The organism is Collinsella sp. 4_8_47FAA (assembly GCF_000763055.1).
Taxonomy (GTDB): domain Bacteria; phylum Actinomycetota; class Coriobacteriia; order Coriobacteriales; family Coriobacteriaceae; genus Collinsella.
This window is the reverse complement of record NZ_KN214134.1, coordinates 1-22,780: the sequence shown is the minus strand read 5'-3', so window position 1 is coordinate 22,780 and position 22,780 is coordinate 1. Positions and strand designations below refer to the sequence as shown.

Here is a 22,780-nt window from a genome sequence, read left to right as displayed (position 1 = left end):
CTTTCGATTTTGGGGAAACGTAGAGGGTATCGCTACAATATGGTATCAGCTGCAGAAATTATAGAGGAGGAGTCTGCCCATGCCGGGTAAAAGCCTAGAGAACATGCACGTAGCGGTCTTGGCGGGCGGTCATTCCGCTGAGCGCGAGATCTCGCTTAATTCGGGAAAGAACGTTGTGGTGGCACTGAAGGAAGCCGGCTACACCTCGGTGGAGCTGCTCGATACGGCCGCTGATGACTTTATGGTAACCATGGCAACCGGCGGCTTTGACGTGGCGTTTATCGCCATGCACGGTGCCGGCGGCGAGGATGGCGCCATGCAAGGCGCCATGGAGACCCTGGGTATCCCCTACACGGCTTCGGGCGTGCTTGCCAGCGCCTGCGGTGCCGACAAGGAGGTCTCTAAGCTCCTGTACGCCAAGGCGGGCATTCCCATTGCCCCCGGCCTTGCGCTCGAGGTGGGCGATGAAGTCGATATCGATCATATCGTCGAGGTTTGTGGCGAGCGCTGCTTTGTGAAGCCGGCCGTCAACGGTTCCAGCTATGGCATTTCCCTGGTCCATGAGCCCTCCGAGCTGCCCGCGGCAATCGCCAAGGCGTTTGAGTACGGCGACAAAGTGCTGGTCGAGAAGTGCATCGAGGGTACCGAGATCACCGTCGGCGTGTACGGCGAGGACGACGTGCGCGCCCTGCCGATTGTCGAGATTCGCAAGCCCGAGGACTGTGAGTTCTACGATCTGGACGTGAAGTATGTCGACCCTACGGACATCCATCGTATTCCGGCGCAGATTTCACCCGAGAATTACGCTCGCGCTCAGGAGCTTGCCTGTGCTGCTCACAAGGCCCTCGGTTGCCTGGGCATCTCGCGCAGCGATTTTATCGTGAGCGAGGACGGCCCCGTCATCCTCGAGACCAACACCATTCCCGGCATGACCGATACGTCGCTGTATCCGGATGAGATTCGCCACACAGACGACATGACGTTCCCGCAGGTCTGTGACAGCCTGATCCGTATGGGCCTTCGTCGAGCGGGCATTGCATGCTAATCGAGGACGCGGTTTCGTCAGGAACGCCGCAGTTTGTCATCGACTCCTATGCCACGCTTGCCGAACGCGCCAAAACGCAGTCCTTCGGCCTTATCGAGGAAGATGTGATTGTCCTCGATACCGAGACCACAGGTCTTTCGGTGCAGGACAACGAGCTGATCGAGATCTCGGCGGCCCGTCTTTCGGGCCGCGAGATCGTCGACCGCTTCGATACCTTCGTGCATCCCAAGCAGCTAATTCCCGCCGAGATTACCGAGCTCACGAGCATTACAAATGCCGATGTGGCAGATGCCCCGTCGGCCGCTGAGGCCGTCGCCGCTCTCGCCGATTTTGTCGGTGGTTGCCCGGTGATCGCACATAACGCCACGTTCGATCGCTCGTTTATCGAGTCGGTCAAAGGCGGCGTCAACGTGAGCGATATCTGGATCGATTCGCTGGCGCTGTCGCGCATCGCGCTTCCGCGCCTGGCCTCGCACAAGCTGTCTTTTATGGCCGATCTGTTTGGCTGTGACTCGGTATCACACCGTGCCAATGCCGACGTCGACGCCCTGTGTGGCGTATGGCGTGTGTTGCTCGTGGCGCTCACCGACTTGCCCCAGGGCCTCATGGCGCGCCTAGCCGACATGCATCCGGATGTGCCTTGGTCCTATCGTCCTATCTTCTCATTCTTGGCGGGGCAGGACCCTGGTTCTATCTTCTCTCTCAGCGCCGCTCGTGCTGACGTTCTCAAGGCCGATCGCGCCGACGATCGGGTGGACGCCGACGAACTGCCGGTCCTCAAGATGCCGAGTCGTGAGGAGATTGAGGCAGACTATGCGCCGGGTGGCCTGGTCAATCGCATGTATCCCACTTACGAGCCGCGTGATGAGCAGATCGCGATGGCGCTCGAGGTCCGCGATGCGCTGGTCACGGGCACACATCGCGTAATTGAGGCGGGCACGGGCGTCGGCAAATCGATGGCCTATCTGGTGCCTTTTGCCGAGGCAGCACGCCGTAACAACATCACGGTTGGTATTGCGACCAAATCGAACAATCTTGCCGACCAGCTCATGTACCATGAGCTGCCAAAACTTGCCGAGCAACTGGACGGTGGTCTGTCATTTTGCGCTCTCAAGGGCTATGACCACTATCCGTGCCTGCGCAAGCTTGAGCGCATGAGCCGAGGCCAGGTCGAGATTACCACCAAGCGCGATCCGGCGGACACGCTCACGGCGGTCGCGGTCATTATGGCGTACGTCTGCCAATCAGCCGATGGCGACCTCGACTCGCTCGGCATTCGGTGGCGCAGCGTCAACCGTCCCGACTTTACGACGGCCTCGCGCGAGTGTGCTCGTCGCCTCTGCCCGTTTTTCCCTGATAAATGTTTGGTCCACGGCGCTCGCCGTCGTGCGGCGCATGCCGATGTGGTGGTCACCAACCATTCCCTGCTGTTCCGCAATGTCGCGGCCGAGGGCAGGATTTTACCTCCGATTCGTCATTGGGTAATCGACGAGGCCCATTCCATCGAGCGCGAGGCGCGCCGCCAGTGGGCGCGCGTGGTGTCGGCGGACGAATCACGCGTTCTGTTTGAGCGCCTGGGTGGCTCGAGCACCGGCGCGCTAAGCCAGGTTTCCCGTGATTTGGCAACCTCCGAGGGCTCTACGCTCTATCTGGGCCTTACTGCCAAGGCGACGTCGACGGTTGCGCGCGCGAGCATGGCAATCGCCGACGTGTTCGATGGCGTTCGCGAGCTCGGCCGCCGTGCGCGTGGGGGTTATGACAATGCCAATCTATGGATTGGCCCCGAGCTGCGCGAATCTGACGACTGGCATGATTTCTTACAGTCGGCCTACACTGGCATCGACGCATTGGAACAGGCTGACAAGAGCGTCGACGCGCTGGTGCAAGCCGTCGCCGCCGACAAGCCCGAGGTTGTTGTTGACCTGGGTGATATCTCGCGTCGCCTGCACGAGCTGGTCGAGAACCTCAAACTCATCATTGATGGCACCGATGAACACTACGTGTATTCGCTGCAGGTCAATCGCAGGCTGCGTGCCGGCGGAGAGTCGATGACCGCAGAGCGCATCGACATTGGCGAGGCCTTGGCAACCGAGTGGCTGCCCGAGGTTCACACGGCTATCTTTGCCTCGGCGACTATGACGGTGGCCAAAAGCTTTGAACACTTTAACCATGCGGTCGGCCTCGATCGCATCGGTGCTTCAACATCCTCATCGCTGCACTTGGACTCGAGCTACGACTTCGATTCGAACATGGCTGTAGTCGTTGCGGGCGATATCCCCGATCCGCGCGATCGCGAGAGCTATCTTACGGCGCTCGAGCGCGTGCTGGTCGACGCCCATCTTGCCATGGGCGGATCGGTGCTCACACTGTTCACCAATCGGCGCGACATGGAAGACCTGTACGCCCGCGTTGAGCCCAAGATGGCCCGTGCGGGTCTGGAGCTCGACTGCCAGCAGCGCAACTCATCTCCTCGTCGCCTGCGCGACCGGTTTATCAACGAGCCGACCTCGTCGCTTTTTGCGCTTAAGGCCTTCTGGGAGGGGTTTGACGCCAGCGGCGAGACGCTGCGTTGCGTCATCATTCCCAAGCTGCCGTTCTCGAGCCCCACGGACCCGCTCTCGTGCGAGCGCAACCTGCGCGAAGACCGCGCTTGGGCGCGCTATTCGCTGCCCGAGGCGGTGCTCGAGGTTAAGCAGGCGGCCGGCCGCCTTATCCGCTCGTCGACCGATTGCGGCGTGCTGATTCTGGCCGACCCGCGCCTGGTGACGAAGGGCTACGGAAAGAAGTTCTTAACGTCGCTGCCCACGAGCTCCTACCAGCGCATCGAATCGGCGCAGATCGGTCACTATCTGCAACTGTGGCGCGCACGTCACGAGCGGCGGCGCTAAAGCGGACAGACGAGGGTTTTTGCCATATCGCACAGACGCTTTGACAGGGCGGGGTCATCCAAGATGCGGATGGCTCCGACCGCTGCGATTACCTGGCTCAGTAGCCAACGCTCGGAGCCGTAATGCACGGTTACCGTTGCCATGTCTGCCCCGCTGCGCTCGATTAGGGTGATGCCGGCCCAGTCCAGATGCTCCGCCATATCGAATGGCATCAAGAGCTTTGCGCTACGCTGCGTCCGGGCAAGGGAATCGTGGAGGGATGCGACGCCCGGTGTGTGAGGCACGACGGAGTCTTCCGTCAAGGTGAGTCCCTCGATTTTATCCATGCGATAGGTGCGCTGCTCATCGATCGCGATGTCCCAGGCAATCAGGTATGTTTGGTCGCCGTTTGCCGTAATGCGCAAGGGGTCGACCAGACGCTCGCGTGGCCGCGCATCGTCCATCGAGCGATACGAGATGCGGCAGCGAACACCGTCCTGAATGGCGCAGCTCAGCTGCTGCCAGTGCGACCCGTGGTTGACGGTGTCAAAGACGCGCTGGTTATAGCCGAGCTCTTCGGGTAGAAGGGCATGTCGAATCCGAGCTGCCGTCTGCGGCTCGATCCCCAACGATTCAAGTTCATGGTTGAGCACGGCGCCCTCGGCGGCACTCAGGCGCAACGGTAGCACGCGCCCGGCGTCACCAGTGAGGGCCACGCGCTCGCCGCGGCATTCGCAGATGATGCGCGCGCCCGATTCTCGGTCCGCGAGCGTCGAGACGATCTCGAGAATCTCGTCGAGCGACGCCCCCGTGATGTCAAAGCGGCTGCAAATCTCGGTTCGTGTCATGCCGCCATCGCCGGCGGCGTAGAGGGCCTCCATGATGTCGATGGCGCGCGAGAGTCTCTGCTCGCTGGTGAGTTTACGCACGGGCATGCTCGTGCACCGTCCTTTCTATGAGGTGGTTCCACGCCTGCTTGAGCGATTTGGGGGCCATGGGCCTCATGCCGTCCATGGCGTGGGCCATGCAAAATGAGGCGGCAGCTTCAAGGTCGCGCACGTCAACGGTCCAGATCCATCCCGCATCGGTGTGTGTGAACTCACCTCGCCCGCGCGTGAGGCCGTTGATCATATCGATCTGCGTCTGAGGGGCGAACGAGAACGTGGCTGCAACGGGCGGTCGGTCGGCAAAATCGAATTCAAAGAACAGATAGTCGTTGAGATTGAAGTCCGCAGGGATGGCGTAGGCCTTCGAAGGACGCCATGCGCGAACGATACGGTCGCAGCGGAATGTCCTGATGTCGTCGGTGACATTGTCGAGGCCGCAGAAGTACGCCACGCCCTCGCGTTCGAACATGCCGTAGACACAGACGGTACGTTCTTTCTGCTCGCCGCGTCCGTTCTGATATAAAAATCGCAGCGCGCATCGCTCGGCAAAGGCGCTCCATACCGCATCGACGGTGGGAGAGCGGCGGATCGGTACTTCGTCCACCGCCGACATGCCGGTGAGGTAGGCAATTTTGGAGCGAATATCGGCAAGCGGCGCGGCAAAGGTGGAAGAGCCGGCCGCTAGCGTCTGGTCGATGGCGTTGAGTAGGATATCGGCGTCGTCTGCGGTGATGAGGCCGCCTGCAGCAAACGTGTGCTCGCGGTCGATTGTCCACGAGCTTTCCTCGGTCTCCTGCGCACCGGCGGGGCGAACCTCCTTGATTAAGATGCCACGCTCGAGCAGTTTGTCACGATCGCGCCGAAACTTGCGCTTATCCGAGTCGATACTGCCCGAGCCATATCCCAGGTCAGAATCCAAGACGATCTGCTCGGTCGTCAGCGGTTCGGGGGAGCTGTTGAGCACAAAGAAAAGATTGAGGATGCGCTGAGCCGTTTTATCGAAACCGGGCTCCGAACTTCCCTTTTTAATTGTCGCGGTCGCGTCGCTTGCCGTCATAGAATCCTCGCATGAGAAGGTAGTTTGCTGCCATGATTTTAGTCCGATATGGAGATTAGGCTATATCCTTGTCCGCTCGGGGCGTTAAGATGGCCCGAATTCGGTCGTTTGCGCTCGCTCGGGGTATACTTTCGACTATATACGGTTCTAATGTGCATGCATTGGGCCTATTTGTCGGATTATGGATGTGGAGCGCACATGGCGAACACCCAGAACTATATTAACCACCTGCTGCAGAACACCGGCATTACGCCGGCATGCAGCGAAGAAGAGCGCTTGGCTGCCGAGGATATCGCTCAGATCTTCCGCAACCACGGCTTTGATCCCGAGGTTCAGGAGTTCAATGCCCCGGCGCCCAGTAGATTGGCATTTGCCGTTACCGGTATTCTTGCGTTTGCCGGCGCCCTGCTGATGGGCATCGGCGCCGGTATCGGCTTGGTCGGCACCTTGCTGGCTATTGTCGGCGCCGTTCTTTACGTGCTCGAGCGCACGGGCCACCCCGTGGTTTCGCGTCTGGGCAAGACGGGCGTGAGCCAAAATGTCATCGCCTACCACAAGGCCTCGGGCCCGCTCGCGTCCCCGCGTAACCGCCCGGTGGTCGTTGTCGCACACTACGACTCTCCCCGTGCTGAGCTGCTCGCCCGCGAGCCCTATGCTTCGTATCGTGCGCTCATCGCCAAGCTGTTGCCCGTTGCCACGGTTGCCCCCGCTGCCGTTGCCATCCTGCGTATCCTGCCGCTCCCCGGCGCGCTCAAGGTTCTGCTGTGGATTGTCGCGATCCTCGCTTCCCTCGTTGCACTTGCCAACGCGGCAAACATCATCTCTAACCGCCATATTCTTCCCTATACGTCCGGCGCGGTGTGCAACAAGTCTTCTGTCGCCGCTATGCTCGGCGTTATGGACAACGTTGCTTCCTTCCAGGGTGAAAACGAGTTTCCCGACGATGTTCCGTTCGATACCTATTTTGGGGAGCAAAAGCGTCGTGCCGAGGAAATGGCGCGTGCAGCGGCGGAGTATGCCGCGGCCCAGCAGCAAAACGACTACGGTAACACCATCGAGTACGAAGAGCCTACCTGCGCCGAGGACGAGTTCGGTCAGCCGATTGCTCCCGACACTCGGACCGAACCCGAACAGGGTGAGGCTTTCGACGAGCAGATCGAGGGCTTTGAGGGTGCGTCTGCCGACGAGACGCTGATTGGCGCCATCGTGCCCGAGGATCAGAATCAGGCTGTCCAGGCTGAAGAGTTCAATGACGAGGTTTCCGCTGCCGAGCCGGTGGAGGAGCCTGTCGCGGCCGAGCCCGAGCCCAAGCTCTATCGCAATGCCGCCGGCAACATCCGCTTTGGTTCGGATGCCATCCGTGCGCTCGGAATGCTTCCCGAGTCCTGCACGCTCGATTACGAGGAGGGCGAGGAGCCGACGTTTGAGCCCGAGCCTGCCCCCGTCGTGACTGCGCCTGCGCCCGCTGTCACCGTGGATGATGAGTCTGCCGCGGTTACCGCTGCCGTTGCCGAGCCCGAGGCAGTGTCCGCGTTCGATCCCGCGGCAGGACTGGACATTTTGGCTCCCGCCGCGCCGGCGCAAGACGTTGCGGACGAGTCTGACGACGATTACGTTGAACAGCCGAGGCGCGTGTCTTACGAGAGCGATACTGATTTCTCGGCCGAGATTCCCGCGGCAACGCCCCATGCCGACATTGCATCGGCGTTCTCGTCGATTGGCGCCAGCGCTTCCAACTTCTTTAAGGGTGCGCTTGCAAAGGGCAAGAAATTTGTCGACGATTTCGAGGAGAAGCGCGCTGCCGCACGCGAGGCTGCCGAGCAGGAGGCTATCGCTCAGCAGCAGGCAGCCGAGGCGGCACGTGAGCTCGCGGCGCAAGAGTTCGAGCAGAACGAGGCTATGCAGTCCGTGCCCGTCGACGCCGCCGAAGCTACAACGTCTTTCGAGGCCCAGCAGCACGTCGATAGCACCATGTCGTTTGATGCCGCGCAGTTCGATTCCACGATAACGTTTGAAAAGCAAGGCACCGCGATTGCCGAGCCCCTTCCTGCTTCCGATGAGCAGGACGACGTGGCAGACGATGACGAGCCCATTGATGCTGCCGAAATTCAGGATGCTGCTGAGGACGAGCCCGTCGAGGCCAACTCTGACGAAGAGCAGTACGCGGTAGCCGAGCAAGATGATTCGACCGAGGTCGAGCAGGAGGAAGTGTCTGCGGTTTCCGAGACTCCCGAGACGGATGAGTCGAGGCCTTACTCCACGCAGATTTTCACCATGCCGACCCCGAGTGGTTCCGGTGCCACGGTTGCCAATGTTGCTCCCACCCAGGACGAAACGGTCGATTCCCTTATGGCCCAGATTTCCTCCCAGGCATCGCCGCGTCCGCAGATGAATGTTCCCGATCCGGCGTCGGCACCGTCGCCTGCACCTTCCTCGTCTCCGCTGGCTTCGGTCCCCGATCCGTCGCTGCCGTCTATGAAGCAGGCAAACGTTGCGTCTCGCACGTCGCTGTTCGACCTCCCCGATCCCTCTGCCCAGGTCAACGACCCCTTTGCTACCGCCCAAGGTCCCGAACCCACATCGGCACCCGTTGCGCCTCCTATGCCCGTCGCGTCGGGCGCGCAGCCGATCGAGACCATTTCAGCTCCCGCCCCGGCGGCACCCAAGTCTCGTAAGCGCGGCCTGGGCGGTCTGTTCGGTCGTAAAAAGAAAAACGAGCAGGACAGCATGAGTGACTGGCTGGGCGTCGAAGACGATTACGATGCCAAGAAGTCCGGTCGCGGCATCGGTTCGTGGGATAATTTCGAGGACGATAACGATGGCTGGAAGGGCGGCGCTACGTCTTCCGACGGCGCTTCTTCCGAAGATATGCTCTCGGCTGTCGCCTCTATGGGCGATGATGAGCTGCTCGGTCACGATATCTGGTTTGTGGCAACGGGCGCCTCGGATTGTGATGGCGCCGGCATGAAGGCCTTCTTGGCTTCGCATCGCGATAAGCTCCGCGGCGTATTCTTTATCAATCTTGAATCCGTCGGCGCCGGTAGGCTTTCGGTGGTGACGGTTGAGGGCGAACAGCAGCTGCTCAAGGGCGATCGCCGCATCATGAACCTGGTCAGCAAGGTGTGCAAGTCGTTCCATGTCGATTGTGGCGCGCTCGAGATGCCCTATGCCAAGACCGATGCCTATGCCGCGCTCGAGGCGAGCCGCCGAGCCCTCACTATCGCCGGCGTGGACGGCACGCGTCTGGCTTGCGCTCGTACCGAGGACGACCTGCCCCACAATGTCAACCCGACGAACATTGCTACGGTATCCGAGGTCGTGACCGAGGTTATCCGCCGTTCGTAGACGGAGCTCTAAGGAGTCAACGTGTTTTCGTATATTAAGCGCCATTGGCCTGTCTACGTGATTTTGACCTTGATTGCCATTGCGTTAGGATTTGGGGCTGCCTACATCGTGGGTGCAAAGGGTTCGACCCCCGCCTCCGCAATCAGCGAAGAGGTGGAGCAAGAACAGAGCACGGGTGCCGATGGGATTCCTGAGTCCGAGCAGGCAATCGTTGATGGTGGATCTTCGTCTGCAGAGTAGATACGGCGATTTACATGATTGAAAGCGGGTGAGCCAGGGGACTGGCTCGCCCGCTTTTTCATCGCGCTAGCGCTTCTTTGGGATCGACCTAAGGCGAGCGAACCATAGGGCTGCGGCACCCGAGGTCAGGAGCGCGGTGATGCAAGCGGCGATGGGAACTGATCCTGTTGCCGGTAGGTCCTGCGGTAGGGTACAGCGTTGAATAACGCTGTCCTCGTCATGTGACTCAAGTTTATCGCCGCCACCATTGCGGCAAAGATCGACGCGCGCGCTGTTGGTGAGTGCGGTTTGGGGCGTATAAGCCGACGTCGCCTGCATGTGCACGATTGCGCCCCGAGCGTCTGTGCCAAGGATTGCTTTGGCATCGTCAAGGTCGTCGTGCTCATCTTTGAGATCATCGCGGGTCCAAGAATCCGCATCGCTTCGAGTCGTAAAGCCGGCGGCTACCGCACCGTATTCAATGCGAATGCCCGTTACGACGGTATTGGACGCAAGGTCGAGTTCTTTCGCCTCGAGTGTGGTGGATTCCGTGGTCGAGACATCCGCCTTCCAGAGGTGCCAGCCGTCGTAATCGACGAGGCGGCAATCCTCACCCAGACTTTCCTTTACTTCGTCGGACTCAAGCCAAGGATTTTCGTGCCCATCGTCAAGTGTCGCGTTTGCCGGCTCATCGACGTCTGTCGAGTCCAACGGCGTCGTGCGATACCACACGTTGCACAGACCGTTGAGGTCGCCGATGGCGACGGGGGTTTCGATTGAGACGAATCTCGCCGTATCGTCCTCGGCACACTCAAGATCATCGGTAATTGTAAACTCATCAACCCAGGTAGTTGAATTGTTTCGAGCGTCGATGGTATAGGAGAAAAGCCCATCCGTATTGGTTTGCATCGCGGCACGGTTTTTACCATCGCCGTTAGCCAACAGGCCCTTTTCGATAGGTTGGACAAGTTCCTGACGCTTGTCGACCTGCCCCTTGATCTCGATGGGCGCATCCTTCATCGCGACGGATTGGACTTCTCCCGTATCCTTTATTTCAAACGTTATCTCCTCGGCAAGGTCATAGGTCCGCGGAGACATCATTTCGCGCAACGAGTAGGTGCCGGGTGCAAGATGTTCGACGCGGTGTGGCTTGTCGGATGAGGTCCAGGAGTCTATTTCGGTTTTATCGGGACCATATAAGGTGAGCCGTGCGCCTTCTACTTCCTGCTCACCGCTTGCATCGACCTTGGAGATATCAACCTTGGTGTAATCGTCGGATACGTTAAGCCGTGCTTCTACAACGGGTGTTTTCTGGTCGGCATAAGTAAGGTCGACAATATGGGTTGTCTGATCGAGCAAGAAGCCTGCCGGCGCTTGAGTCTCGACAACCTCGTAGCGTGCGGTGCCAGATCCCAGTGGGAGGTTGTCCGCGCGTGCTTCTCCAGTTTCATCCGTCGTGACGGTAGCGACAGTCTCACCGTCGAGTGCGGCAATGCTACCGTCGGGGCGCACGATATCACCCGAGGCACGGATCTCAAAGATGGCGCCCGCGAGGCTGCTGCCGTCTACGGCATCGGTTTTAACGATCCTGATATTTCCGGTCGCGGCGCGGTCATAATACGAGGCGATTGCAACGGGCGTTAGGTTCATGTCGGCGGGTATGTTTACCTCGATTTCTTCGCTGACAAGATAGGGCTCTTTGGCCGAGGTTTCGCGTACATAATAGGTGCCCGGCACGAGCGATTCTGGCAGTGTGACGGTCCCGGTCGCGTCAGTCGTAAAGGTGTCCATTACGTTATGTGCTGGATACCAGCAAGTTTGTGAGACAGGTTCGTGATTGCTGTCGAGGAGTTGGAAGGTGAATCCGGCTAGGGGAACAGAAGCGCCTGTTTGGGCATCGCGTTTTACAATCTGGAGATGCGTCGACAGAGCGTGGTTGTCCACGATATATTGAAGCTCGGCGCCGTCGGAAATCTGATTTGCCCCGACGGTCCATTCCCCTGCACGTTTAAAACCCTCGGGGACGGTTTCCGGAACCTCACGAACCGTGTAGCCGGCACGGTCGTATGGGACGGCTCCGTGGACACCGGAGGGTCGCTTGCCTGTGCCGAACCATGCTTCGGGCTGATCTTCGGTGGAGGCAAAGCCATAGATGTTTGTGGTCAGTGTGCCAACAACCTGCTGAGAGCTGTTGCTGACAACCTCAAAGACAACACCACCCGCCGGCTGCTCCAGGCCGGATTGGTCGCTATTGCCGTAATCCTTGAATTTGGAAATCTCAAGGTTAAACGCAATGGGGATATTGGAAACGCGAGATTCGATCTCGACCACGCCTGAATCGCCGAGCTGGTCGGCTCCAACGGTATAGGTCCAGCTGTCGTTGGATGGCAGGTAGCCCTCGGGGGCTTTTGATTCGTAGATGGTAAAGGTTCCTAAGGGGACATCGGCGAGGGTGGCCCGACCGCTTTCGTCGGTCGTGAGGATTTGTGCCCATCCAGGGGTTGATTGCGACACACACGTGAACTCTGCTCCTGCGAGCGAAGCTCCCACCTGGTGGCCGGCATTCGTCGCGGCATCGAGTTTTACGATACGCAGGTTGATGGTGCCGGGCTGTTCATCAATGGCGACCCGCCCGCCGTCATTCCCCGTGGTAAAGGCAATACGATCGTGGCGGGGGACATAGCCGGCCGGCGCCTTCGTTTCAACTAGGTAGTATGCCGTGTTGGGCAGAAGTGTTGCTTGCGCTCGACCGTTGCTGTCCATCTGGACGGTGCCGACATGCGCGCCGCTGGCGCTCTCAAAAATATCGAATGTTGCCCCGTCAAACTGATAAGTATTGTTTCCGCTGGTAATGGCGGCGTTTGCAGACTGTTTTTTGAAGGAAACAGAGACTGCCGGCAGTACATAGAGCATGTCTTGACGTTTCCTGCCGCCCGATACGGCTCCTAGATAGCGCCGCGCGCGGTGCGGAGCGGCTTTGATGCTTCCTGATTTTGCGTTGTCGTGGAGCCACCGCGCAGCCGCCACGACTTCATTGTCGGCGGTAAAGTGCCCGCTCTTGGTTTTGCCCTGAGCGGTCGTGTAGGAATAGGTACCGTCGACATGGGTAGTGCCGTTGAGCATCCATACGGCAAGCTGGGTTGCGGCGCGGGCGCGATCGGGTGAAAGATGGTAACCGCCAAACGACGTGGCGGTAGGATATCCGTGACAAACGATTGCCGCAAACTCGTCGTCGAGCCACACCCAGCCTTGATCAAAGTTGAGCCATGGGCCGCCCGGCTTGGTGGGGCCGGGGCGCTCCTGGTTCATGCAGTAGGCAATCGAGGCGTCTTGAGCTTCATACTTGCCGATGAAGAAGGGCCCACAATCATCGCTAATAGTGCGGAAGCCGAGTTGGTCGTAGCCATCGACGGCAAATGCGGCTCTCGGTGCCAGGCAGCCGAAAAGCAGGAAGAGGAGCAGGAGCAGCGGACCTGTTGCGATTGCGCTGTGGACAGAGTGCGTGGGTGCGTTGGACATGGCTGCTCCTTATCCCTCGTGCGCCGCATGGGGAGGCTGCGACGCGTAGGATGAGGCTACCCCCGAGGTTCATGCGGGTAAGTACCGGAGCCTGACCAAAAGCTTGCCCAATTCCTGACAAATTGAGCTCAAATACAACAATCAAGCAAAAGCGCAGGTAGAAGATAGGGAGAACAGGAGGTCAAAGGTCCTCATCTCCACAATTGACGCGATTTTCAAACGAATCTCCACAGCTAAAACAAGCATCGCCACCCTTGTATCGAACAAGACAACCGCGTTATACTAGCCAACACACAAGCGGGCATCGCCAAGTGGTAAGGCATCAGCTTCCCAAGCTGACACTCGCGGGTTCGAGTCCCGTTGCCCGCTCCAGTAAAAAGCACAAGCACGGCAGCGTTACGTTGCCGTGCTTTTTACTACCAAGCGCCGGGACTCGAACCCGCCAGGGTGCGAGCGTTAAGCAAACGCGAAGCGTTTGTAGCGAGCAGGCGAAGGCGCCGACAGGCGCCTGAAGCCGGTGCGTATTTGCGAAGCAAATACGCGGATGTCCCGTTGCCCGCTCCATCGAGTACGGGGGACCTCGGGAACGTCGGGTCCAACCCGCTGTGCCCGTGCGTGTGCGCGGACCGGGTCTGCCGACCGCAGCCGGTGCGTATTTGCGAAGCAAATGCGCGGACGTCCCCATGCTCGCTCCAATTCCAAAATGTTAGGTTAATGCCTGCTGCCCATACTTGCACCTGCGCACGGTACAATGGTTGGGTTACGACCAACGTGCCAATAACCAAAAAGGAGCCGCTATGATCGATCGCTATACCCGCCCGGAGATGGGACACATCTTCTCCCTCGAGAACAAGTACGCCATTTGGCAGGAAATCGAGGTTCTGGCCTGCGAGGCCCAGGCGGAGCTCGGCAAGATCGGTATTTCCAAAGACGAGGCCCAGTGGATCCGCGACCATGCCAACTTTGAGAAGGCGAAGGTCGATGAGATCGAGGAAGTCACGCGCCACGACGTCATTGCCTTCCTGACCAACATGAAGGAATACATCGATGCCGATGTTCCCGAGGGCGACCCCAAGCCCAGCCGCTGGGTTCACTATGGCATGACCAGCTCGGATCTGGGCGACACGGCCCTGTGCTACCAGCTCACCCAGGCCTGCGACCTGATCATCGAGGACGTCAAGAAGCTCGGCGAGATTTGCAAGCGTCGCGCCTTCGAGGAGCGCAACACGCTCTGCGCCGGCCGCACTCATGGCATCCATGCCGAGCCGATGACCTTTGGCATGAAGTTTGGCTCTTGGGCCTGGGAGCTCAAGCGCGATCTGGACCGTCTTGAGGATGCCCGCAAGAACGTTGCCTTTGGTGCCATCTCGGGCGCTGTCGGCACGTACAGCTCCATCGAGCCGTTTGTCGAGGAATATGTCTGCGAGCACCTGGGCCTGGTTCACGACCCGCTGTCCACGCAGGTTATTAGCCGCGATCATCACGCCTACCTCGCCGGCGTTCTCGCCACCGCCGCGGCCACCTGTGAGCGCATCGCTACCGAGGTTCGCAATCTGCAGAAGACCGATACACTCGAGGCCGAGGAACCGTTCCGTAAGGGTCAAAAGGGCAGCTCCGCCATGCCGCACAAGCGCAACCCCATCACCATGGAGAAGGTCTGCGGCCTGTCGCGCGTCGTGAAGGCCAACGCGCAGGTTGCCTTCGACAACGTCGCCCTGTGGCACGAGCGTGACATTTCGCACTCCTCTGCCGAGCGCGTCGCCCAGGCCGACAGCTTCATCGCCCTCGACCACATGTTCCAGTGCCTCATTCGCGTTATCGACGGCCTGCAACTGTATCCCGCCCGCATGATGGCCAACCTCAATAAGACCCGCGGCCTCATCTTCTCTTCCAAGGTACTGCTCGCCCTCGTCGACACGGGCATCACCCGCGAGGACGCGTACGCCATTGTGCAGGAGAACGCTATGGCAACCTGGCACGAGGTACAGGATTGTGTCTCCGGCCCCACCTTTAAGGAGCGTCTCGAGGCCGACCCGCGCTGCACCGTCAGTCAGGAGAAGCTCGACGAGATCTTTGATCCGTGGGACTTCCTCACCCGTATCGACACGGTCTTTGATCGTCTGGAGCAGCTGAGCTTCGAGTAGGTTCGGGCATAACGTTAGCTTTTTAGGGCGCTTTGCTGGTAATGTGTGTTGCCGGCAAAGCGCCTCGTTGCATTTAGGGAAAGACGGGGATAATAGTCGTCTCGAATAACATTCTGAGAGGGGATCGCATGATTTCGTTTGATTACAAGCCTCAGGGCGTGTGTGCTCGCAATATTCACCTTGATCTTTCCGATGACGGCAACAAGGTGATGGGCGTTGAGTTTACCGGCGGCTGCGACGGCAATCTCAAGGCTATCTCCAAGCTGGTCGAGGGCGCTCCTGCCGATCGCGTAATCGAGGTTCTCGCCGGTAATACCTGCGGTATGAAAAAGACCTCCTGCGCCGACCAGCTTACACGCGCTATCGAGGCCGCTCGCACCGAGATCGCCTAATGGGTATCGCCGATCACATCAAGAACGGAATATCGCGTCGCGGCTTTGTACTCGGTGGGGCTGCCGCGGGCGCTGCCACGGTGCTTGCCGGATGCTCGAAAAAAACGGGCACCAGCGATGATGCCGCCGGCGAGCCGCAGGTTATCAAGGATGATTCCAAAATCATCTCGATTACGGATGAGTACGAGGCAGTCGACATCGATCTTGAGCCGGCGGCGTCGTGGACGCTGCCTCTGGGTACGCTGCTGTACTACTGCGACGGCGATTACGCCGCGGCAATGATGGCGCCCGCATCGGCACTGCACGCCAACACGCTCGGTGTGCTCAACCTGGGCGATGGCTCGCTTACCACATTAATCGAGGATCCTATCGAGGGCACGGGATATGCATTCTACGATGTCCGTGCCGGCGACGGCGTATTCGCGTGGGTTGAGATGAACTTTGCCAATTCATCGTGGAAGCTCTACGCTCAAAATCTGTCGGGCGCTTCGCTCTCTGGCGACGTGGTTGAGCTCGATCGAGGTGGCAAGGACTACGATCCGCCGCTGTTTACGGCGTTCGGGGCATCAGTCATCTGGTATAAAATGCCTTCGGCAGGCGGCAATAAAACGAGTAGTGATTCGTTTTGCTATCGTCGCTCGCTTGATGAATCCAAGGCCGAGGTAATTTGGAAATCGACGGGCCGCTTTGCATCGGCCCCGCGCGCGAGCGACGGCATTTTGACCATCTCGCCGCGTGTCCGCAACGACGAGGGCGTCTACTACGGCATAACGGCAATCGATCTGACCGACGGCAACAACACCAAACGTGCCCAGCTAGTCCTTCCCTCGTCAGTCTCGCCTTTCGAGGCCGTATATATGGGCGATACCTTCGTGTTTTCTATCGAGGCGGCCTATAGTGGCGTGGGCAGCCTGGGCAATATGGGCACATATATCGGTAATGAGGGAGGGCCGTACCTCTTCCTGTCCCGCGAGCCGCTCGCATGTGCGGCTGGCAAGAAGAATAAATACCTTGTTAAGGTACAGGCGTCGCATTTCCTGATCGACACCTCTGCCAAGACCTATGGCTCGCTGCTGTCGCCCGACCGCGCTTTGGAGTATGGCGATTATCCAGCTACGGCGGGAAAATCGGACTCATTCCTTACGTACGCCACGGTGCGCAACAGCCAGGGTATACCAGAGACGGTCACTGCACGTCTATTCTCTCTTTAAGCTTAGAGGGGTTAAAAAGGCGCCAACAGGGGAATAAACGCGTTGTAATTGTGAGTACCGCCCGCCGAGCTGCCGCGTCATAGCGGCATCCGGCGGGCTCAGGTGCGTTAAAATGGGCTTGTTCTTAGCTAATTGAGACAGGGGGGCCGTGTTATGGCTTCAGATGCAAAAAAGATTCTGCTGGTCGAGGATGAGAAGGCAATCCGTGACGCCGTCGCTGCCTATCTCGAGCGCGAAGGCTACTGGGTTGTGGGCGTCGGCGACGGCCAGTCCGCGATCGAGGAGTTCGAGAAGCATCAGTTCGACCTGGTCGTGCTCGACCTTATGCTCCCCAAGATTCCCGGCGAGCGCGTTTGCCGCACCATTCGCGATACCTCGGATGTCCCCATCATCATGCTGACGGCTAAGGGCGAGATCGAGGACCGTATTATCGGTCTTGAGCTCGGCGCCGACGACTATCTGATTAAGCCGTTCTCGCCGCGCGAGCTCGTCGCCCGCGTTCGCGCTCTGTTCCGCCGCGCCCATCAGGCCGACGAGCCCGCCGTCGAGGTACTCGACTTCGGCGATCTGGTCATCGATATCTCGGGCCACAAGATCTTGGTCGAGGGCAAGGAAGTCGATCTGACGGCTTCCGAGTTCAAGCTGCTCACCACGCTTGCCCGCCATCCCGGCCGTGTGTATAACCGCATGGAGCTGGTCGAGAAAGTGCTCGGGTATGACTTTGAGGGCTATGAGCGCACCATCGATAGCCACGTGAAGAATCTTCGCGCCAAGCTGGGCGATGATCCCAAGAAGCCCAAGTGGCTCTACACCGTCCATGGTGTCGGCTATCGCTTCGAGGCTCCGGCCAAGACCGATAAGTCGGACGAGAAATAGGGAAATCACATATGACACCTGCGCGCTTTGAAATCGGACAAAAGCACAAGCAGGAGAGCGAGGCGGGTTCCAAGGCTAGTTGGAACACGCCTCGTTCCGATTCACGGCCAACGATGAGCTATCCCTCGCGCATGGCACTTGCTTTTGCTCTGACATCGCTCATGACAGTATTGGTGCTGGTGGGCGTTGTCTCTGTTGTGTGGGGCACGGTCTTTTCGGATTACACACGCTCCAATATCGTCGAAATCGCAAATTCCGCTGCCGAGAAGTTGGCGACCTCATATGAGGAAAACGGCTCTTGGACCGCGGGAGAACTGCGCACGGTCGCAACGTCGAGTTTGGTTTCCGACGATCTGGGCATGCAGGTCGTCAATAAAAAGGGCGTGATCGTTTATGACGATTCCTGGCCCTCGGCAAGCGCCACCGCCGATGTACGCGAAAACCAGGCTACGACCGACGACACGAGCGGCAAGAGGGCATCGCATAGCCCGGTCTCGTCTGCTCCAACCGACTCCGATAGCGTTGCTAACGTCGAGATTGTAACGTCTTCCGGCGAGCATGTCGGACAGGTAAAGCTGTGGGCCATCGGCTCCGACGCTCTGCTCACCAAGGCGGACTCTGCGTTTAGGGAGAAGACCTTTAACGCCATGGCCCTCGCCGCGGTTGTTGCAATCTGCATTTCGGTCGTTATCGGATCGCTCGTGTCGCGCATGCTCACCAAGCCGATTCATCGCATCACCAGTACCGCAAAGCAAATCCGTGACGGCGACCTGTCGGCTCGCACGGGACTGCGCGGTGATGACGAGATCGATCAGCTGGGTGAGACCTTCGATGAGATGGCCACTTCGCTCGAGAAGGATATGAAACACGAGAAGCGCCTGACCTCAGACGTTGCACACGAGCTTCGCACGCCGCTTATGGCCATGCTCGCAACGGTCGAGGCCATGCAGGATGGCGTGTATCCCACCGACGATGAGCATTTGGAGACCGTTGCTTCCGAGACGCGTCGCCTGGCTCGTCTGGTGCAGCAGATGCTCGACCTATCGCGTATGGAAAACAGCACGGCTCCGCTCAATCTAGAACCGGTGGACATGGTTCCGTTCGTGCGATCGATTGTGAATGGCCAGGAGCGCCTGTTTGCCGACCGTGACCTGCGTTTGCGCTTTGCAGATGAGACGCAGGGCCACGATGACGTTGTCGAGGCAGATCCCGACATGATCACGCAATGTGTTATCAACCTCATGAGCAACGCCATGCGCTATACCCCCGAGGGCGGTTGGGTCGTGGTGTCGGTGCTCAGTGACCGCAGGCACGTCAGCATTGCCGTTTCTGATACCGGCATCGGTATTGCCAAGGACGATCTGTCGCGCATTTTCGGGCGGTTTTGGCGCGCCGATGCCAGCCGCGCCCGCGAAGCTGGCGGCCTGGGCGTCGGCCTCGCCGTGACCAAGCAGATTGTCGAGCGTCACCATGGCTACATATCCGTGGAGTCGGAGCTTGGAAAGGGTACGACTTTTACAATTCATCTGCCCCGCGAGCACACGGCAGACGCGGCATCTACTACAATGGAACACTAGCTTTTCGCTATTCGGTGAAGGAGGGGCCGCGTCCCTGCCGCTCCGAGTTTGCGAAAACATGCGGGAAAGAACCCGCATTTCTGTCGTATTTAGGTAAGGAGTGACTCACGTGACAACGATGGAGCGTCGTCCGGATTCCCGTGGCAAGGTTCGTGATATTTACGATGCCGGTGAAAACCTGCTGATGGTCGCCACCGACCGCATTTCTGCGTTCGACTTCATTCTTCCCGACGAGATTCCGTTTAAGGGAGAGGTGCTCAATCGCATCTCGGCATTCTGGTTCGATAAGTTTGCCGACATCGTCCCCAACCATCTCGTTTCCATCGACCCGGCGGATTTCCCCGAGGAGTTTGCTGAGTATCGTGACTACCTCGCTGGCCGCGCCATGCTGGTTAAGAAGGCCCAGACGATTCCTATCGAGTGCATCGTCCGCGGCTATCTGACCGGTTCGGGCAAGAAGACCTACGACGAGAACGGCACCGTCTGCGGCATCCAGCTGCCTGAGGGCCTGACCGAGGCTTCCAAGCTTCCCGAGCCGTTGTTCACGCCGTCCACGAAGGCCGAGATCGGTGACCACGACGAGAACATCTCGTTCGAGCGTTGCTGCGAGATCGTGGGCGAGGACATCGCCACGCAGATTCGTGACCTTTCCCTCAAGATCTACAAGGCCGCTGCCGAGTACGCCGCGACCCGTGGCATCATCATTGCCGACACCAAGTTCGAGTTTGGTGTTATTGATGGCAAGGTCACGCTGATCGACGAGTGCCTCACGCCTGACTCCAGCCGTTTCTGGCCTGCTGCCAGCTACGAGGAGGGCAAGATCCAGCCTAGCTACGACAAGCAATTCGTCCGCAATTGGCTCAAGGCCAACTGGGATATGACGGGGGAGACCCCGCACCTGCCCGCCGAGGTCATCGATGGCACGTCCGAGCGCTATCGCGAGGCCTTCCAGATCATCACCGGCTCCCAGTTCACAAGCATGAAGGAGAACGCATAAGTGAGTACCCGTAGCGCCACGAACAAGCGCACGCAATCCCACGAAGTTACCGGGGTTGCGCGCAAGTCTGCCGCATCTGCTAAGCCCGCCCGCCAAGCAGCGAGCTCCGTTCGCGTCGTGCCGGCTTCGTCTAAGGCACGCCGCAAAGAGCTCGAGAAGGGCGAGAACCTCGAGGGCCTCTCTAAAGAGGAGAAGCGCGCCCGCAAGGCCAAGCAGCGCGCCAAGGAGGACCGCATCTATACGGTGTCGAATATCCTCCTCAAGCAGGACGAGGACTACACCAAGCGCCGTCGCATCTGGTGGATTGTGCTCGCCATTGGCATGGTGCTCGTCGTGGCAATTTGGGCCTCGCTGTACTTCGCTCCCGCTGGCATGGTGTCCAGCCCTGTCCAGATGGTCGGCATCGTTTTGTCCTATGTCATCATCCTAGGTGACTTTATCTACGACTTCGCTCGTATTCGTCCCTTGCGCAACATGTACCGCGCGCAGGCCGAGGGCATGTCCGAGAACAAGCTCAACGCTCTTATTGAGCGCGCGGCTGCCGAGGAGGACCAGAAGGACTCCAAGAAGAAGTAGCGTTTGCATACATACTTATCGCTAAGATATAAGGCGCGTCGTTTTTGCGGCGCGCCTTTTTACTGTTCTATAGATAGATGGAGTGGCACATGATTCGAGCTGCCCTGACGGTCGAAGAGGCTCTGGAGGGCATGAAGGCCCTGGAGCCCAAGATTAAAAACTACGCGCGCCTGGTCGTCCGCAAGGGCGTAAACGTCAAGCCCGGCCAGGAGGTCGTCGTTCAGTCTCCGGTCGAGTGCGCGCCGTTTGCGCGCGTGGTGGTCGCGGAGGCCTATGCTGCCGCCGCCGGCCACGTGACGGTCATTTGGGCCGATGATGCCGTGACGAGGCTCACGTACGAGCATGTCGAGAAAAGCTATTTTGAGCAGACACCCGAGTGGAAGCGCATGCAGCTGGATTCCTTGGCCCAGGATGGTGCCTGCTTTGTCTTTATCGAAGGTGCGGATCCTGCGGCCCTCAAGGGCATCGATCCAGCCAAGCCGGCCGCGGCATCAAAGGCGAGGAATACGCAGTGCAAAGTTTTCCGCCGTGGACTGGATTACAACATCAATCCGTGGTGCATCGCCGGCGCTCCGGTCGTGGCTTGGGCGCACGAGGTGTTCCCAGGAGACGCCGATGAGGTTGCAATCTATAAACTGTGGAATGCGATTCTGCACACCGCGCGCGCCGATGGCCAGGACCCGGAGAGCGACTGGGAACTCCATGACGCCGCATTCGAAAAGAACCTGCGTTTCCTGAACGACAATCGTTTCGACTACTTGCATTACACCGCGGCAAATGGAACCGATCTGACGATTGGCATGACGAAGGGTCACGAGTGGGCCGGCGGCAAGGGCAAGACGCCCGATGGACACCCCTTCTTCCCCAACATTCCCACCGAGGAAGTCTTCACCTCGCCCGATCGCATGCGCGCCGACGGTATCGTGTACTCGGCCATGCCGCTCATCCACCACGGCAATAAAGTCGAAGATTTTTGGATTAAGTTCGAGGGCGGCCGCGTGGTGGACTACGACGCCCGCGTGGGCAAGGCAACGCTTGCGAGCATTATTGACACCGATGAAGGTGCCGCTCATCTGGGCGAGGTCGCGCTCATTTCCAAGAACACTCCGATCCGCGAAAGCGGCGTTCTGTTCTATGACACGCTCTATGACGAGAACGCTAGCTGCCATCTCGCGCTAGGTGTCGGTTTCCCCGAATGCATCGAGGGTGGGTATGACATGTCCAAGGAGGAGCTCCTGGAGCATGGCGTTAACGTCTCGAGCACGCACGTCGATTTTATGATCGGCACGGACGACATCGATATTACGGGCATTACGCCTGATGGACGTGAAGTTGTGATTTTCCAGAACGGCCAATGGAGTTGGGAATAGTCCCAGACCGTGGTACAATGCCACCCGCGGGCCGTTAGCTCAGCTGGCAGAGCAGGGGACTTTTAATCCCAAGGTCCAGGGTTCGAACCCCTGACGGCCCACCCAAAGATTGTTGAGACGGTCAACTTCGGTTGGCCGTCTTTTTTGTCGCCCTTTCATGGGTTCGAACCCGTCGGGGCGCGGAGCTGAGTAAACGCGTGAGCGTTTGCCAGCGCAGCGCGCAAGGCGCGAAAGCGCCGCAGCGGCCGCCTGCGAAGCAGGCTGAACCCCTGACGGCCCACCATAGAAAAGAAAGCGATCGACTCCGGTTGGTCGCTTTTTTGTTGCCGGTGCACGGGTTCGAACCCGTATCTATCTATATATAAGAACGCTTGGCGAACAAAACCCGCCTTTTACCGATGGGAAACAAATAACTGATGCCTTTGGAGTAAAGTAGCGCTCCAGAGATGACCGATGTCTCAATACACATAAAACAGCTGGTCATCGCCAATATCAGAAGCCAATGCTTCAGTTTTAACCTCAGTGATGCGACTGAGGGACCTATTCATTTGTGAACAAAATATGGAGTGCGCGATTCCCGCCCCCGGGGCCCCTCCGGTCTGGCAATATATCTCCTTGCCGCGCGGCCCGGTCGGACCGGATCAGCCGCGGGGCGTGCACCTTGAGAACCGGATACTGCGAGGATGGACACACCAGTT

General features: G+C 59.0%; 15 protein-coding genes and 2 tRNA genes. 14 read left to right on the top strand and 3 right to left on the bottom strand.

Annotated features, from left to right (window positions below; genetic code table 11):
- Nucleotides 1–79 precede the first annotated feature (79 nt).
- Both HMPREF9463_RS00085 and HMPREF9463_RS00080 read left to right on the top strand, forming a co-directional pair.
- Entirely contained in the window at nt 80–1,045 is a 966-nt protein-coding gene (locus tag HMPREF9463_RS00085) for a D-alanine--D-alanine ligase family protein (protein WP_035136496.1), read from the top strand.
- Entirely contained in the window at nt 1,039–3,933 is a 2,895-nt protein-coding gene (locus HMPREF9463_RS00080) for a helicase C-terminal domain-containing protein (protein WP_035136495.1), read from the top strand. Before HMPREF9463_RS00085 ends, HMPREF9463_RS00080 begins: the two co-directional genes overlap by 7 nt.
- On the opposite strand, the gene HMPREF9463_RS00075 is transcribed toward HMPREF9463_RS00080, so the two are convergent.
- Together HMPREF9463_RS00075 and HMPREF9463_RS00070 are read right to left on the bottom strand one after the other, a co-directional pair.
- Nucleotides 3,930–4,847, bottom strand: a complete 918-nt coding sequence (locus tag HMPREF9463_RS00075) for a helix-turn-helix transcriptional regulator (RefSeq protein WP_035136494.1) — start codon at nt 4,845–4,847, stop codon at nt 3,930–3,932. The genes HMPREF9463_RS00080 and HMPREF9463_RS00075 overlap by 4 nt on opposite strands.
- Complete coding sequence (locus HMPREF9463_RS00070) at nt 4,834–5,856, bottom strand: helix-turn-helix transcriptional regulator (protein ID WP_052043968.1); 1,023 nt, start codon at nt 5,854–5,856, stop codon at nt 4,834–4,836. Before HMPREF9463_RS00070 ends, HMPREF9463_RS00075 begins: the two co-directional genes overlap by 14 nt.
- Before the next feature lie 198 nt (nt 5,857–6,054).
- On the opposite strand from HMPREF9463_RS00070, the gene HMPREF9463_RS00065 reads away from it, so the two are divergent.
- Entirely contained in the window at nt 6,055–9,201 is a 3,147-nt protein-coding gene (locus HMPREF9463_RS00065; RefSeq protein WP_035136492.1) for a hypothetical protein, read from the top strand.
- 21 nt (nt 9,202–9,222) lie between these two features.
- Nucleotides 9,223–9,441 (top strand): hypothetical protein, encoded by a 219-nt coding sequence (locus HMPREF9463_RS00060; protein WP_022094153.1) that lies wholly within the window; start codon nt 9,223–9,225, stop codon nt 9,439–9,441.
- Between the two features lie 66 nt (nt 9,442–9,507).
- On the opposite strand, the gene HMPREF9463_RS00055 is transcribed toward HMPREF9463_RS00060, so the two are convergent.
- Nucleotides 9,508–12,939 (bottom strand): SpaA isopeptide-forming pilin-related protein, encoded by a 3,432-nt coding sequence (locus tag HMPREF9463_RS00055; RefSeq protein WP_035136490.1) that lies wholly within the window; start codon nt 12,937–12,939, stop codon nt 9,508–9,510.
- A 297-nt stretch (nt 12,940–13,236) separates the two neighbouring features.
- On the opposite strand from HMPREF9463_RS00055, the gene HMPREF9463_RS00050 reads away from it, so the two are divergent.
- The 10 genes from HMPREF9463_RS00050 (at nt 13,237) to HMPREF9463_RS00005 (ending at nt 22,183) form a co-directional block, all read left to right on the top strand.
- Nucleotides 13,237–13,311: transfer RNA gene (locus HMPREF9463_RS00050), tRNA-Gly, on the top strand.
- A 425-nt stretch (nt 13,312–13,736) separates the two neighbouring features.
- Complete coding sequence (gene purB / locus HMPREF9463_RS00045) at nt 13,737–15,083, top strand: adenylosuccinate lyase (protein WP_035136489.1); 1,347 nt, start codon at nt 13,737–13,739, stop codon at nt 15,081–15,083.
- A gap of 128 nt (nt 15,084–15,211) precedes the next feature.
- Entirely contained in the window at nt 15,212–15,475 is a 264-nt protein-coding gene (locus HMPREF9463_RS00040) for a TIGR03905 family TSCPD domain-containing protein (RefSeq protein ID WP_006236206.1), read from the top strand.
- On the top strand, nt 15,475–16,686 hold the full coding sequence (locus tag HMPREF9463_RS00035; protein ID WP_035136485.1) for a twin-arginine translocation signal domain-containing protein: 1,212 nt from the start codon (nt 15,475–15,477) through the stop codon (nt 16,684–16,686). Before HMPREF9463_RS00040 ends, HMPREF9463_RS00035 begins: the two co-directional genes overlap by 1 nt.
- 153 nt (nt 16,687–16,839) lie before the next feature.
- A complete protein-coding gene (locus tag HMPREF9463_RS00030) occupies nt 16,840–17,562 on the top strand; it encodes a response regulator transcription factor (RefSeq protein ID WP_006236208.1) in 723 nt (240 codons plus the stop codon).
- A gap of 11 nt (nt 17,563–17,573) precedes the next feature.
- A complete protein-coding gene (locus HMPREF9463_RS00025) occupies nt 17,574–19,139 on the top strand; it encodes a sensor histidine kinase (protein WP_035136482.1) in 1,566 nt (521 codons plus the stop codon).
- 118 nt (nt 19,140–19,257) lie between these two features.
- Nucleotides 19,258–20,136 (top strand): phosphoribosylaminoimidazolesuccinocarboxamide synthase, encoded by an 879-nt coding sequence (locus HMPREF9463_RS00020; RefSeq protein ID WP_035136481.1) that lies wholly within the window; start codon nt 19,258–19,260, stop codon nt 20,134–20,136.
- Nucleotides 20,137–20,712: an ABC-2 transporter permease gene (locus HMPREF9463_RS00015; RefSeq protein WP_035136480.1), complete on the top strand. Its 576-nt coding sequence runs from the start codon at nt 20,137–20,139 to the stop codon at nt 20,710–20,712.
- 89 nt (nt 20,713–20,801) lie between these two features.
- Nucleotides 20,802–22,082 (top strand): aminopeptidase, encoded by a 1,281-nt coding sequence (locus HMPREF9463_RS00010; RefSeq protein WP_035136479.1) that lies wholly within the window; start codon nt 20,802–20,804, stop codon nt 22,080–22,082.
- Between the two features lie 28 nt (nt 22,083–22,110).
- Nucleotides 22,111–22,183: transfer RNA gene (locus HMPREF9463_RS00005), tRNA-Lys, on the top strand.
- The last annotated feature ends 597 nt before the right edge of the window (nt 22,184–22,780 follow it).

What these genes read in the sequence shown, in the direction of transcription:
- HMPREF9463_RS00055 (WP_035136490.1), bottom strand. Translation starts at nt 12,939, where the DNA reads ATGTCCAACGCACCCACGCACTCTGTCCACAGCGCAATCGCAACAGGT.
- purB (WP_035136489.1), top strand. Translation starts at nt 13,737, where the DNA reads ATGATCGATCGCTATACCCGCCCGGAGATGGGACACATCTTCTCCCTC.
- HMPREF9463_RS00070 (WP_052043968.1), bottom strand. Translation starts at nt 5,856, where the DNA reads ATGACGGCAAGCGACGCGACCGCGACAATTAAAAAGGGAAGTTCGGAG.
- HMPREF9463_RS00065 (WP_035136492.1), top strand. Translation starts at nt 6,055, where the DNA reads ATGGCGAACACCCAGAACTATATTAACCACCTGCTGCAGAACACCGGC.
- HMPREF9463_RS00075 (WP_035136494.1), bottom strand. Translation starts at nt 4,847, where the DNA reads ATGCCCGTGCGTAAACTCACCAGCGAGCAGAGACTCTCGCGCGCCATC.
- HMPREF9463_RS00085 (WP_035136496.1), top strand. Translation starts at nt 80, where the DNA reads ATGCCGGGTAAAAGCCTAGAGAACATGCACGTAGCGGTCTTGGCGGGC.
- HMPREF9463_RS00025 (WP_035136482.1), top strand. Translation starts at nt 17,574, where the DNA reads ATGACACCTGCGCGCTTTGAAATCGGACAAAAGCACAAGCAGGAGAGC.
- HMPREF9463_RS00010 (WP_035136479.1), top strand. Translation starts at nt 20,802, where the DNA reads ATGATTCGAGCTGCCCTGACGGTCGAAGAGGCTCTGGAGGGCATGAAG.
- HMPREF9463_RS00035 (WP_035136485.1), top strand. Translation starts at nt 15,475, where the DNA reads ATGGGTATCGCCGATCACATCAAGAACGGAATATCGCGTCGCGGCTTT.
- HMPREF9463_RS00040 (WP_006236206.1), top strand. Translation starts at nt 15,212, where the DNA reads ATGATTTCGTTTGATTACAAGCCTCAGGGCGTGTGTGCTCGCAATATT.
- HMPREF9463_RS00080 (WP_035136495.1), top strand. Translation starts at nt 1,039, where the DNA reads ATGCTAATCGAGGACGCGGTTTCGTCAGGAACGCCGCAGTTTGTCATC.
- HMPREF9463_RS00030 (WP_006236208.1), top strand. Translation starts at nt 16,840, where the DNA reads ATGGCTTCAGATGCAAAAAAGATTCTGCTGGTCGAGGATGAGAAGGCA.
- HMPREF9463_RS00020 (WP_035136481.1), top strand. Translation starts at nt 19,258, where the DNA reads ATGGAGCGTCGTCCGGATTCCCGTGGCAAGGTTCGTGATATTTACGAT.